We start from the raw sequence: 12,656 nt of genomic DNA on the forward strand, positions 1-12,656 counted from the left end.
GCGCTAAAATAGGAGCCAATGTTGGAAAGATTCTGGAAGGTGAGCTAAAGTTATAACGCAGAGATTCAGAGAAAAAGCAGAGATAAACAGAGGTTTTTTCTCTGCGTTTCTCCGTTTTTTCTCTGGATCTCTGCGTTATAACCTCGTATCTGCAAAGTATACTATTGCCTTACTCAAAAAGATCGCGTATTCAGGATTCTCCTGACCATTCTGGCTCGTAAAGCGCGGATCATTGATGTACAACTGAGCCAGCCCTTTATAGGCTTCTTTCATATTCTTTGCCTGACAAACCGATTCGCCCCAAAATCCACGAATGTTGGCGTAATGATGCGCAATCTCTTGCTGAACAACTGCACTGGTCGGGTCTTGTTTGACCATACCTATCAGCGTTTTGGTAATAGCCTTCTGATCGGCTTTTAACTGCTCAAATCCCGTTTTCCCTCGTTGACGCAGGTTTTGCTCACTGGTTTCAACTTCTTCTGCCCCGTATTTGGCAACGGCTTCCTGTCGATACGTTTTCCCTTTTGGGAAGCCTTCGTATAACTCTTCGTTTGTTAACATGACTTGTTCTCCTTTTAAGGTTGAAATCGTTTTGTCAATCGTCGCCAACAGCGTTGAGAGTCGGTATTGTCGGGCCTGAAGTGCCAGTTTGTGGCTTTCCAGTGCCGTTATCATGTTGAAATCCGGGTCTTCCAAAATGTCGAGAATATCGCTTAATGAGAAATCAAGTTCTTTGTAAAAGAGAATCTGTTGCAATCGAATCAGCTCGTTTTCTCCATACAACCGATACTTAGCCTCGGTACGGATCGATGGTTTTAACAAGCCCAACTGGTCGTAGTGATGCAGTGTGCGCACACTAACACCCGCCAGTTTCGCCAGATTATTAACAGAATAATGCCTCATATAGACAACGTTGCCTGATTGACGAAACAAATATAGGCTATGACGTAAGGGGAGAGTCAAGCGAAAGTTGACATTTTTTTTAAGTCCTAATGTGATCTGCCTGGGTTTTTAGGCAGTTTATCCATCAGAATAGGCGCTTGGTCAAGTTAAGCTATGAGCGGGGAAAGTGATACGTCATTTTTGTATCATCCTTCCATTCGAAAACTAAGCTGCTCATGAAATTCAAACACTGTTTATTACTTAGTGTCATCCTCGCTTCCCTGCTTATTGGTACCCTGGTCACTTTCAGTAAGAAAGCGCCCAATGATCAGGCTATTGGCATGTCGAAAACACTTGATCAATAGGACTGATGCGTTAACATGCTCATTTGTAGACTACTGATTTAGGAAGTCGATTGACAAGCCAGAGGAAAAACAGCGCATTGAATATTAATGTGAAAGGAATAACGGAGATATTCTTGAAAAACAGAATGATTGCCCATTCAGAGGATTTATTGGAAATAATCTGGCGCGCCTGTAGCGTAATGTATAGGCACGTCTCATACGCAATGTGGTTGATCAGCTTGTTGAATAACAGAGCGATAATCGAAAAAGCAACTAGATTAATCAGCAAACTAGGCCATTTGTCTTTCATTTTTTGGACAGCTAGTCGCCAGTTTTGTTTACGACTTTGCCTGTTTGTAACGAGTTGTACAAGACGAAGGACGCCAGTTTTAACATTGGTAAGCCCCAAGGCATAGACGAAGATCAATACCCGAGCGGACTCAACGACTACTTCAAGCAATGTATTTGATAGCGGACTGATTGGCCCGAAGGCTCTCAATTGAATGGCACGCCCAAAGGCAGCAATTAATCCTAAACCAAAGATGATCAAAAAATGATTTTTGATGAATCGGATGGTGTGAATGGTCCAGTCCAGTGATTTGAGCAATTTCAGGGATGTAGTCATGGCAAGGAGTTGATTTAGGGGAACTCGTTTGCTCAAATCTATTGCATTTTGGATTGACTGTCAATGAGTTGATGGTAGTTTTTGCGCAATAAAAAAGCACGGGCAAATGCCCGCGCCAGTATCTAGAATTAGTAAGATTGCCTAAACTAAGGTCGCATCAACGCTGATGGTCGTATTGAATAGCTTTGAGATAGGGCAATTGTGTTCGGCATGATTAACCAGTTCGTCGAACTTGGTTTTATCTAAACCGGGTACGCTAGCCGTAAGAGTCAACTTCGAACTGGTGATGCCAGCGTCTTCAAGCGTAATGGTGCATTTTACATCGAGCGAATCAGCCGCGAAGCCCGCTCCCTGAATGTTAAACGCTAACTGCATAGCAAAGCAACCTGCATGTGCAGCCGCTATTAGTTCTTCTGGATTGGTGCCGACACCATCGGCGAAACGGGTGTTGAACGAATATTGCGTTTGATTAAGAATGGTGCTGGCCGTTGTCAGAGATCCTTTACCATCCTTACCTGTTCCGGCCCAATGTGCTGATGCATTCCGTGTAATTTTCATGTTTGTATGATTTAGATTTGTTAGCGATTTGTTTTTGATAGGACAAAAGTAGACGAGCGATAGCTGCCTATTTTTCACCTATGTTAAAAAGCGATAGAACGCGGATTTTTATGATGATTATGATTTTATGATTTCTGCCTCACACGAGATATTGTACCAACACTTACAACAGTTTGCCCAACTTCCTGAAGCCGATATGCAACTGGCTAACGAATTCTGGCATGTTAGAAAAATGCCTAAACATGACTACTTCAATTTCCAGAATTCGGTTTGTCGGCAGGTGGGCTTTGTACTGAAAGGATTGTTTCGAGTGTACTACATTGACCCTAAAACTGAGCTGGAACACAATCTCTATTTCATTCCCGAGCACATGTTTCTGACGTCGCTAAAAGGATTGCTGACTAAAACAGCCTGCCCGTACCTGATTGAAGCGCTGGAAGACGCGGAATTGTTAGTGATTGACCGGGAGGATTTGCAACGGCTTTACCCAAGATCGCACAGTTGGGAACGCTTCGGGAGGATATTGGCCGAGCAGTATTTTCTGTTCAATCAAATGCGATCCGAAAGTTTACTGACGCAAACCGCTGAGGAACGTTATGTCGATTTAATCGAAAGTCAGCCGGATATTCTGAATCGCGTATCGTTGGGTCACATTTCGTCTTATCTAGGTATCAAAGGCCCATCCCTAAGCCGAATCCGGGCGCAGGTGGCGCGTAAATGATGATTTTAGACGAAATGAGGGAATTATTAGCCCACTGCTTTAGGGTATAAATAATGGCAAATGTATTGTCGAACCGTTTTAACGGTTTTAGGCCATTAAACCGTTAAAACGGTTGGTCAAAATTGGTTGAAATTCTGCCAGGACCCACAGCTAAAGCGGTGGGCTAATACCCTTCGTCCGTAACTAGATAATAGCTTTTCGGATAAGTCGACTGATCTTCGTTTTGTATCGTAACCGTCAGGAATTCAACGTGGGTGTAGGGGCTGAATAAGACGATTACACTATCGATAATGGATTGGTCTTGCGATAACGTCTGGGTTTTGATGAACTCAAGCGCTTCATCCTGCGAGTCGAAACTACCGAGCAAATCGCCTAAGTCGAGTGTGGGTTCCTGATCGGGGAGTTCTCCCGTTGTGTTGGAGATGGGGGAATCGGCTGGTGCATCGGATTCGTTGATGGGGGCCGTATACAGTTCGATAGTCATTCGAATAAAATGTAGTGTATAAACGGTTAACTAATTTCGGCTCATTTTGATCGAACATATTCCCATTCCCACACGTCGCCATCTTCCTCATCCCAAATGACTCCGAGATTTACAAAGCCATTTTTCTGGAGAATACGTGTCGAATAACTTTCCTCGGGTAATGTTCGGGCCGTAACTGTAACGGCAGAATCAGTCTTGAGGGCAAGCTGTACCAGTTGGGCACACATTTCGGCGCCAACGCCTTGATGCTGATAGTCTGGGAAGGTGCCATACGCAATCTCCACCCGACCGTTTTTAGGCTTTCCCTTGAACGCACAGCTTCCTACTAAATGACCATCGAGCTGAGCATAGTAGCCAATCCAGGGTGGATTGTAGCCTATTTTATTGAAAAAATCAATCGTCATCGCAAGACTTGGCTCGCAATCGAGATGATTGAGAAATTGCGTGTTTTCGGAAATGGTTGGGAGGATGGGGAGGAGGAGCATGGTGAACCTTTGCGGAAATGATTATTGATCTTCGAGTTGATGTTGGACAGAGCGTACAAAATCAATCGAAACATCATTATAATCCGCGATCTCTTCAATAGATAACTTTCTCCAAACGAGCGCTTTTTTTATTGCTTCAATTTTAACGGCCTCAATCTTTCTCTTTTCATCATTCACCGCTTCCGCATTAATGGCTGTAATTCGGGCAAACTGAAATCGCTCTTCAGGAGACATTTTTCGAGTGTCTAGTTCATCGATCGCTTTCTTCAGCCATTCTTCATTCCAAAAAGCTGGATACTGTGTTGGTTCTGTCACTGTATGCAAAGTCTTCATGGTGAAAATCAATTTTTCTAAATCGGTTTGGATAGCAGCGGCCTCTCTGTCAAATTTAGCTAATTCTATGATGATAAACGACATCTGACTGTCAACCAGCTCGCCAAATTCGCTTCGCAGATTCGCTACAGTATGGTAACTCATTGTTGGCAAAATACTCTTTTCCAGAATGGCGATGCAATATATTTTAGGCAGATTTGAGTAATCGAATTGGCCACGTTCGACAAGTGTGTTGAACTTATGAAATGTGTAAAATTTCATGCGTTGAATGAAATTAGGTGAATGGGCTAACTGCATTTCAACGATAAACTGGTTTCCTTTCTCGTCAGTACAAGCTAAATCGTAAATGCCACTTCGGCTATCTATTGTTAAAGCTTCAAAAGCATTCTTTTCAAATTGTATATCTCGAATAGGAATAACTGATTTTGTAAGCGCCTCTAATGATGTGCGTAAAAAAAGCGTATTGCTTTCGTTTCCAAAAGTAGCCTTAAAACCATAGTCTGATATAATAGGAATAAAACGATGCTCATTAGTTTCCAATGCTTCCATGACTCAAGATTAGCTATAATAGCTAAATTAGAGAAGTTTTGGTATTCATTATTTTTATTAATGTGACAATCGTGGGTCTTATAATTTGATTGTTAAATTAAGGGCCTTTGTATTGGCATCTATTTCAAATGGATTTTCTTATTCCATAATCCGCCCAATCACCCCCAATTCTTTCTGCCAAAGGCCCTTTTTCCCAAATGTTTCCAAATTTGAGATCGTGTTTTGTAGACACTTGATCGTACCGGCGCCTAAGGTCGGTCAGGTTGTTGTGAATGAAACATGCTCTTTTTCATTGCTCTCCACAGCGATTCTCCGGCCGTCTCGCGTATCGAAATCACACAAGTTGGCTTCTGATGCTGGGTACAAGCCTGCTGACGTTCCAGGCATCGGGGCAATCGCTTACACTAAATCAGGTAGTCGAGCAGTCGGTTCGACAATATCCATTCCTGAAATCCAAACAGGCTGAGGTTAGTAGCGCCGAACGGCGGTTACAGGCCAGCCGGACGGAGTTGTTGCCAACCATGATCCTTCAGGATCAGTACAACTATGCCACGAGCAACAGCCTGAATAACTCGTTCTTCCCGAACGAAGGAACGAACATCTCGACATCAGGTGGCGTTCGGGCTACTGCGATTTCGCAGGGTAGTTTTGGTAGTTATACCAGCGCGTCTATCGAGTGGCGGGCCATTACGTTTGGACGTATTAAAGCGAATGTGGGGGTAGCTAAAGCCGACCTTCAGCGGAGTCAGGTTGATTATGAAAACGAGATTTTTCAGCACCAAGTCCGGACAGTTGATGCCTATCTACTATTACTGATCAATCAGAAACTGGTGCAGATTCAACGCACGAATCTGGATCGGGCGCAGACTTTCAAACGGGTGGTTGATGCGGGTGTCCGGTCGGGGATGCGGGCGGGTGTCGATAGTTCGCTGGCCACTGCCGAAGCCGTTCGTGCCCGACTGCTTTTATTGGGCAGCCAGCAGCAGGAACAGGTACAACGATTGCGCCTTTCTGAATTGGCCGGTCAATTGCAGAACGATATGCGGGTAGACAGTATGAGTTTCTACTCAACGCTTCCGAATGGGGTTTTTCTGTCCGATTCGCTTTCTCCCAAAAATCCAACCTTACGGTTATTTGAATCCCAGATAAATCTGTCGGCAGCTCGTAGTCTGGCTACCCAGCGCTCCGGGATGCCGGTTATTTCGTTCGTTGGCGTGGGTAACGCGCGGGGCTCCGGCTTCTCTAATCAACAAGGCGATGTTTTTCAGTCGAATCAGTTGAATGGGCTTGGTTATCAGGTGGGTAACTACCTCGTTGGCGTTTTGGCTCGCTGGAATCTGACTAACACATTACGGTCCCGGCACGATTATCAGGCCGACCAATTTCTGGTAGAACGGTCCCGGCAGTTATTTAACACGCAGCGGCTGCAAATTACTCGTCAGTATCAAGAAGCAGAAACCCAATATCAGGTTGCGCTGGAACAAGCCCGACAGGCGCCCATTCAGTTACAGGCCGCTCGGCAAGCGTACAATCAGGCAAAATCACGCTACGAAAGTGGTTTGACAGATTTGCCAACCTTGCTGCAAAGTGTACTCACGCTCAACCGGGCAGAGGTCGATGGCTACGTGGCTGTTAGTAACGTATGGCGTTTCCTACTCCTGAAAGCAGCCGCTGATGGAGACTTGTCGCTGTTTATGAATCAAGTTAAATAATGTCTGTATGTGTTTGGTGACGTCAGGTTCTTAAACCTGACGAGGGCGGTTTCTCAAAACCGTCTAAGTAAAATATACAAACGGTTTTGAGAAACCTCACTATGTCGGGTTTAAGAACCCGACACCACATATGAAACACTAAAAAACTATGTATAACATCATTCGTTCCGCATTGCGTAAACCCATTTCAGTGGTTGTGATGGTTATGGGACTTCTGTTTTTCTCGGTGATGTCGTTGTTTACCATTCCGGTCGACATTTTTCCGAATCTGGATTTGCCAACGATTTACGTGGTGCAATCCTATGGCGGGATGTCGCCCGATCAGATGGATGGCTTCATGGCGACGCGTTATCAGGATCACTTTCTGTATGTGTCGGGTATTCGCGACATTGATGTAAAAACGATTCAGGGGCTATCGTTGATCAAACTTTCATTCTACCCCGGAACGGACATGGCGCAGGCAGCGGCCGAGGTGGCCAACAATGTATCGAGGGCGAAGGCGTACATGCCGGAGGGAACGGTGCCACCCCAGGTTGTCCGATTCGATGCGAGTTCGGTGCCGGTGGGGCAGCTGGTTTTTGAAAGTCCAAGCCGTTCCTTAAACGAAATTCAGGATTATGCCTCATCGCGGGTGCGACCTATGTTCTCCCGGATTCCGGGCGTATCCAGTCCACCGCCGTTCGGGGGTAACCAACGTTCCGTTATTATCAAGGTTAATCCTCAACTGGTGCGGAGTTATCAGTTAACCCCTGAGGAGGTAATTAAGGCGATTGTGACCAACAACCAGCCGTCGCCCGCCGGTAATATTCGGGTTGGTGATAAAACCTTGATGACGCCCGTTAACTCGCTGGTTAAACGGCCAGAAGATTTTCTGAACATCCCCATTCGGATCGGTTCAGGGCCAACAGTATTTGTGCGGGACATTGGTACTGTAGAAGATGCTGCTGACATCACGGTGAGTTATGCACTGGTCAATGGTCGGCGGGCGGTCTATATTCCCGTTGTTAAAAAGTCGGATGCATCGACTCTCGATGTCGTCAATAACCTTCGCAAAGCCATGCCTGAGTTGCAGGCGGCCGTGCCCGAAGATGTGAAAATTTCGTACCAATTCGACCAGTCGGTTTACGTAACCAACGCCTTGAAAAGTCTGGTATCCGAAGGGATTCTTGGCGCTGTGCTGACAGGTTTGATGGTGCTACTCTTCCTGCGTGACTGGCGAAGCGTAATCATCGTGGTCATGACCATTCCGATCTCGATTCTATCGGCTGTAATCATGCTGAATCTGTTTGGTCAGACCATCAATATTATGACCCTATCCGGGTTGGCGCTGGCTATCGGGATTCTGGTTGACCAGGCTACGGTAACAATCGAAAATATTCACCAGCATCTGGAGATGGGCAAGCCTAAGGCCGTAGCCATCTGGGATGCCTGTAAGGAAATCGTTTTCCCCGAATTCCTGATTCTGCTGGCTATTCTGGCTGTATTTGCCCCTGCATTCGTGATGAGTGGTGTGCCGCGTTCGATGTTCCTGCCACTGTCGCTGTCAGTTGGTTTTGCTATGATTGCCTCGTTCCTGCTATCGCAGACGTTCGTTCCCGTGTTGGCGAACTGGTTGCTAAAAAGCCATCCCGAACATGAAGCGCCGACCCTTGCTTTGGATGCTCGGGAACGCCACATGATCGAAGAGGAACATGCACCAGCTGACGCTAAAGGATTTGAGAAATTCAAGCAGCGTTACTCCGCAGCGCTCGAAAAAATTCTGAATCGTAGAGGCTTGGTTGTTGGCGGTTATCTGGTTGGCACCTTGGCAATTATCGTTGCCTGTTTTACGGTCATTGGTACCGATATTCTGCCGCATGGCAATAGTCACCAGTTTCAGATGCGCCTACGGATTCCCGATGGTACGCGCGTAGAGCGCACAGAAGTAGCCATGCTAAAGGTGCTTGGGATTATTAAAGAAGCGGTGGGTGGGGAGAATGTGGAAATTTCATCAGCTTATGTAGGTACAGTCCCATCCAGCTATGGTACATCTAACATCTTCGTGTTCAACAGTGGCCCGCACGAAGCGGTCTTGCAGGTATCCCTGAAAGAAGATTATCATGTTAAAATGGATAATCTGAAGGAAGAACTGCGGAGACGAATTGCCCAGGCCTTACCAACAGCTGCTATTTCGTTTGAACCGATTGAGCTGACCGAAAAGATCATGAGTCAGGGAGCCAACACGCCTATCGAAGTGAAGGTAGCGGCCAAGAACCTGAAAGAAGCGGGCAAGTTCGCCAATAAGATTCGGGAACGCATGGCGAAAATCGACTTCCTGCGTGATGTGCAGATTGCTCAGCCGCTGAATTATCCTATTCTGAACGTGACCATGAATCGCGAACGGGCGGGACAGTTGGGTGTTACGTCTACACAGGTGGCTCGTTCCATGGTGGCCGCTACGTCGTCGAGTCGTTTTACGGATAAAAACCTCTGGCTTGATGAGTCGAAAGGGCTAGCCTATCAGGTTCAGGTACAAATTCCTGAATATCAGATGGGAAGCGCCAGCGATATTGGGAACATTCCATTACGTAGTGGCGAAATGCGCCCTGTATTGTCGGATGTAGCGACCTTTTCGGAAGGAACTGCACCCGGCGAATACGACCGCGCCGGGCCAAACAATCTGGTAACGGTTACAGCTAACTTACAAGAAACAGATCTGGGATCGGCTCGTAAAGCGGTTGAACAGGCGATTAAGGAAGCAGGTCAGCCCCCTCGTGGTGTCATTGTAGAAATGGGCGGCCAAACCAATTTGCTGATCGATACGCTTAGCAGCTTGCAGACGGGTCTGTTGGTGGCTATCGTGATTATCTTCCTTTTGCTGGCTGCTAATTATCAGTCGTTTAAGTTGTCGTTGGTGATTCTGGCGGCTATTCCGGCGGTGGTAGCGGGTGCGTTGCTCATGCTGCTGGCCTGCGGTGCTACCTTGAACCTGCAATCGTACATGGGACTGATTATGTCGGTAGGGGTGTCGGTGGCTAACGCCATTCTGATGGTAACCAATGCCGAAAACCTGCGCCTGGACATTGGCGATACGCGGAAGGCGGTCGTGCTAGCGGCTAATAGTCGGATTCGCCCGATTCTGATGACCAGTATTGCCATGATCGCAGGTATGGTGCCGATGGCATCCGGACTAGGCGAAGGTGGTGATCAGATTGCCCCACTGGGTCAGGCCGTTATCGGTGGACTAATTGCTTCTACATTGGCCGCTCTGCTGATTCTGCCTTGTGTGTTTACGCAACTTCAGTCCAAAGCCACCATGCAGTCGGTATCGCTCGACCCAGAAGATCCGGAAAGCAAATACTACCATCAGGAGCAGCCTGTGTTGACCCCTGGTCTCTAGCTTATTGTTTGTAATGACTTCTTGTTCATTTTCTAAAGAAACAGACATGACCTCCCCTAATAACAATCGTCCATCTGCCCGTTCGCGTATTAACCGCCCGGCACCTCAGTCTTTCTCCTTTTCGCTCATTCACTCATTCACGCTTTCACTCATTGCAGGCACAGTCCTCAACGCCTGCTCGTCGGCCAGTAGCGAAACGAAATCAACTGCCGAGAAGGCGCCAGAAGTACAGCAGGTGACTGTAACGACCGTGCAGGAATTACAACCCAGCAAACGGGTTACGCTGCCAGGCGAGTTAAAGCCCTGGAATCGAGTGAGTATGTACGCCAAAGTGAAAGGCTTTGTGCGTGATATTTCGGTCGATCGGGGCACGATGGTTCACAAAGGTCAGGTATTAGCCCGACTCGATGCGCCCGAAGTGATTTCGGAATTGAGTCAGGCGCAAGCGCAGGTGCAGGCGCAGGAAGCTACCTTGGTCGAACAAACAACCCGCGCCCGCGCCAGCCGGTTAATTTATAATCGCTTACTACAAACCGCCAAAACGGAAGGCGCTGTATCGGCCAATGAAATCGATCAGGCACTGGCCAGAATGCAGGGCGACAGCGCGATGGTGGCCGTAGCGCGAGGAACAGTACAAGCCGCCCGCTCAAACTACCAGGCCAAAACCGAACTTCGGCAGTATCTCACGATTACTGCCCCGTTCGATGGTATGGTCATTGAGCGGAATATCAGTCCTGGTGCATTAGTGGGAGCTGGCGATAGCGGCAAACCCCTTTTCGTACTAGAAGATAGCCGAACGTTGCGTTTAACGGTTGCCATTCCGGAATCATTTGCGAATCAGTTAAAGTCGAAAAGTGCCGTTTCATTCACTGTCAATGCAATGCCTAACCGACAGTTCAATGCTAAGCTTGCCCGTTCAGCGGAAAGTCTGGTTGAGGCTAACCGCTCTATGATGGCAGAGTTTGACGTAGCTAATCCCGGTCACGAATTGAAAGCAGGTATGTATGCCGAAGTACAAATGCCTATCGAACGAACGGGTAAAACGATGTTCGTACCGGCAACCTCTGTCGTGAGTTCCAGCGAAAAAATGTTTGTTATTAAAGTAAATGAAAACCGGGCGCAATGGGTATCCGTGCAAAAAGGTAATGTATTGGATAGCCTGGTTGAAGTATTTGGCGATGTACAACCCGGTATGACTATTGTAAAAAAAGCGTCGGAAGAAATCCGTGATGGACAGGAGGTTAAAGGTGTGAATAAGTAGGTTTTGTTGCGGTTCCGTGTGATGTCAGTTTTAAGAAACTGACATTGTGAGGTTTCTCAAAACCGAATGCTCGAACCTGACACCACAGCACGGGAAAGAACTGCATTATGACATTTCAGTACAACAAATAAGGATTTACCTCCCCAGCCCACGCTTCACAAACTACTAGCTTGTGAAGCGTTTTTGTGAACGAAGCAATCGGTAGCTCAAATAGCGATTCTGAATCAGGAATGCCCAATAGTTTATCCAGATGATGTTTTCCCGTCGGATTGACATGAGTGGGGTAGGGTGCCCAGTCAAATTGATCAGGCTGGTGATCATACACCAGTTTGATAAACAACAACCCCGATAAAACAGGATTAAAATGGGTCGGTTCTGTAACATGAAACATGACTCCTCGGCATAATTGACCTGCGTATTTGCCGCTTTGTGGCGTAAACGTAATCGCTCGTCCAACCACACCCGCCAAGTTTAATTCGTTGAATTGTTGCACCAATTGGTTGGCGTCTAACCAGGGCGCTCCTGCTAGTTGAAAAGGTGTAGCAGTCCCACGACCTTCGCTGAGATTAGTGGCCTCCAAAAGACCAAGGCCGGGATAAAGCAAAACTGCTTCGGCATTGACCATTGCGGGTGAAGTTGGGACAAAAGACGACTGCCAGTCTCGTGAAAAAGCCTCCCGATGCCAGCCTTTAGCCTTAACAACCTGAAGGTCCAAGGTAAGCATTCGCTGCTGTTGCCAGTACGTAGCTAATTCGCCAAACGTACAGGAATGACGCAGTGGTAAGCTCCATCTGCCAATAAATGAGGAGCATGTGTTTTCGTCCAACATAGGACCTTCTGACAATCTCAAATTTCCTGATAGTGGATTTGGTCGGTCGAGAAGGACTAACGGTTTTTGATGAAGCGCACAGGCTTCCATGACATGCGTGAGCGTCCAGAGATAGGTGTAAAAGCGGCAACCGATGTCAGGTAAATCCACAATAACTGTATCGATGTCGGCTAAATCGTCGGCCGTTGGCTGGAGTTTATCGCCGTACAGGCTGATAATTGGCAGACCAGTTAAGGCGTCAATTCCATTCGGGATCAATCGCCCATCCTCACCAATGGCTTCCAGACCATGTTCGGGTGAGAATAATTTTACCAGATTAAAGCCAGCCGAATATAATGCCTGTCTTGTCGGAATATAAGTCGAAGTTGTGGCCGCCTGATTGGTGACGAGGGCCAATCGTTGATGTTGGTAGTCAATTAATTGCTTCAGGAAAATATCTACTCCAAATCTGACTTGCATGGAAAAGAGATTTTTTGACCTGTCATTCCAGATAT

The 12,656-nt window shown here is 46.9% G+C and carries 12 protein-coding genes; 5 read left to right on the top strand and 7 right to left on the bottom strand.

Features of this window, described 5'->3' with window-relative positions:
• Positions 1–135: 135 nt before the first annotated feature.
• The gene (locus GO755_RS18890; protein WP_157586840.1) at positions 136–903 is read right to left on the bottom strand and encodes a MerR family transcriptional regulator; all 768 of its coding nucleotides are present in this window, start codon (positions 901–903) and stop codon (positions 136–138) included.
• Positions 904–1,118: 215 nt separating this feature from the next.
• On the opposite strand from GO755_RS18890, the gene GO755_RS41855 reads away from it, so the two are divergent.
• Complete coding sequence (locus GO755_RS41855; protein ID WP_262887013.1) at positions 1,119–1,247, top strand: hypothetical protein; 129 nt, start codon at positions 1,119–1,121, stop codon at positions 1,245–1,247.
• Positions 1,248–1,266: 19 nt separating this feature from the next.
• On the opposite strand, the gene GO755_RS18895 is transcribed toward GO755_RS41855, so the two are convergent.
• Together GO755_RS18895 and GO755_RS18900 are read right to left on the bottom strand one after the other, a co-directional pair.
• A complete protein-coding gene (locus GO755_RS18895) occupies positions 1,267–1,851 on the bottom strand; it encodes a hypothetical protein (RefSeq protein WP_157586841.1) in 585 nt (194 codons plus the stop codon).
• A 141-nt stretch (positions 1,852–1,992) separates the two neighbouring features.
• Positions 1,993–2,409 (bottom strand): OsmC family protein, encoded by a 417-nt coding sequence (locus tag GO755_RS18900; protein WP_157586842.1) that lies wholly within the window; start codon positions 2,407–2,409, stop codon positions 1,993–1,995.
• A 127-nt stretch (positions 2,410–2,536) separates the two neighbouring features.
• On the opposite strand from GO755_RS18900, the gene GO755_RS18905 reads away from it, so the two are divergent.
• A complete protein-coding gene (locus GO755_RS18905; protein WP_157586843.1) occupies positions 2,537–3,130 on the top strand; it encodes a Crp/Fnr family transcriptional regulator in 594 nt (197 codons plus the stop codon).
• Between the two features lie 163 nt (positions 3,131–3,293).
• On the opposite strand, the gene GO755_RS18910 is transcribed toward GO755_RS18905, so the two are convergent.
• From GO755_RS18910 to GO755_RS18920, 3 genes are read right to left on the bottom strand one after another with little or no spacing between them, the layout of a single operon-like run.
• The gene (locus GO755_RS18910) at positions 3,294–3,614 is read right to left on the bottom strand and encodes a hypothetical protein (protein ID WP_157586844.1); all 321 of its coding nucleotides are present in this window, start codon (positions 3,612–3,614) and stop codon (positions 3,294–3,296) included.
• A gap of 41 nt (positions 3,615–3,655) precedes the next feature.
• Entirely contained in the window at positions 3,656–4,099 is a 444-nt protein-coding gene (locus GO755_RS18915) for a GNAT family N-acetyltransferase (protein WP_157586845.1), read from the bottom strand.
• A gap of 21 nt (positions 4,100–4,120) precedes the next feature.
• Positions 4,121–4,981 (bottom strand): Rpn family recombination-promoting nuclease/putative transposase, encoded by an 861-nt coding sequence (locus GO755_RS18920; protein ID WP_157586846.1) that lies wholly within the window; start codon positions 4,979–4,981, stop codon positions 4,121–4,123.
• Positions 4,982–5,334: 353 nt separating this feature from the next.
• Between GO755_RS18920 and GO755_RS18925 the strand changes: the two genes are divergently transcribed.
• The 3 genes from GO755_RS18925 (at position 5,335) to GO755_RS18935 (ending at position 11,333) form a co-directional block, all read left to right on the top strand.
• Entirely contained in the window at positions 5,335–6,693 is a 1,359-nt protein-coding gene (locus GO755_RS18925) for a TolC family protein (protein WP_157586876.1), read from the top strand.
• 148 nt (positions 6,694–6,841) lie between these two features.
• Entirely contained in the window at positions 6,842–10,072 is a 3,231-nt protein-coding gene (locus GO755_RS18930) for an efflux RND transporter permease subunit (RefSeq protein ID WP_157586847.1), read from the top strand.
• Positions 10,073–10,118: 46 nt separating this feature from the next.
• Positions 10,119–11,333 carry an efflux RND transporter periplasmic adaptor subunit gene (locus tag GO755_RS18935; protein ID WP_157586848.1) on the top strand — a complete coding sequence of 405 codons (1,215 nt, stop codon included), beginning with the start codon at positions 10,119–10,121 and terminating at the stop codon, positions 11,331–11,333.
• Positions 11,334–11,448: 115 nt separating this feature from the next.
• Here GO755_RS18935 and GO755_RS18940 read toward each other — a convergent pair whose 3' ends face one another.
• On the bottom strand, positions 11,449–12,621 hold the full coding sequence (locus GO755_RS18940) for an exo-beta-N-acetylmuramidase NamZ family protein (RefSeq protein WP_157586849.1): 1,173 nt from the start codon (positions 12,619–12,621) through the stop codon (positions 11,449–11,451).
• Positions 12,622–12,656 lie beyond the last annotated feature (35 nt).

Origin of the sequence: Spirosoma arboris (assembly GCF_009754945.1) — a bacterium.
GTDB lineage: Bacteria > Bacteroidota > Bacteroidia > Cytophagales > Spirosomataceae > Spirosoma > Spirosoma arboris.

Excerpts from the sequence above, each read along its gene's own strand:
- GO755_RS18890 (WP_157586840.1), bottom strand. The coding sequence starts at position 903 with ATGAGGCATTATTCTGTTAATAATCTGGCGAAACTGGCGGGTGTTAGT.
- GO755_RS41855 (WP_262887013.1), top strand. The coding sequence starts at position 1,119 with ATGAAATTCAAACACTGTTTATTACTTAGTGTCATCCTCGCTTCCCTG.
- GO755_RS18895 (WP_157586841.1), bottom strand. The coding sequence starts at position 1,851 with ATGACTACATCCCTGAAATTGCTCAAATCACTGGACTGGACCATTCAC.
- GO755_RS18900 (WP_157586842.1), bottom strand. The coding sequence starts at position 2,409 with ATGAAAATTACACGGAATGCATCAGCACATTGGGCCGGAACAGGTAAG.
- GO755_RS18905 (WP_157586843.1), top strand. The coding sequence starts at position 2,537 with ATGATTTCTGCCTCACACGAGATATTGTACCAACACTTACAACAGTTT.
- GO755_RS18910 (WP_157586844.1), bottom strand. The coding sequence starts at position 3,614 with ATGACTATCGAACTGTATACGGCCCCCATCAACGAATCCGATGCACCA.
- GO755_RS18915 (WP_157586845.1), bottom strand. The coding sequence starts at position 4,099 with ATGCTCCTCCTCCCCATCCTCCCAACCATTTCCGAAAACACGCAATTT.
- GO755_RS18920 (WP_157586846.1), bottom strand. The coding sequence starts at position 4,981 with ATGGAAGCATTGGAAACTAATGAGCATCGTTTTATTCCTATTATATCA.
- GO755_RS18925 (WP_157586876.1), top strand. The coding sequence starts at position 5,335 with ATGCTGGGTACAAGCCTGCTGACGTTCCAGGCATCGGGGCAATCGCTT.
- GO755_RS18930 (WP_157586847.1), top strand. The coding sequence starts at position 6,842 with ATGTATAACATCATTCGTTCCGCATTGCGTAAACCCATTTCAGTGGTT.
- GO755_RS18935 (WP_157586848.1), top strand. The coding sequence starts at position 10,119 with ATGACCTCCCCTAATAACAATCGTCCATCTGCCCGTTCGCGTATTAAC.
- GO755_RS18940 (WP_157586849.1), bottom strand. The coding sequence starts at position 12,621 with ATGCAAGTCAGATTTGGAGTAGATATTTTCCTGAAGCAATTAATTGAC.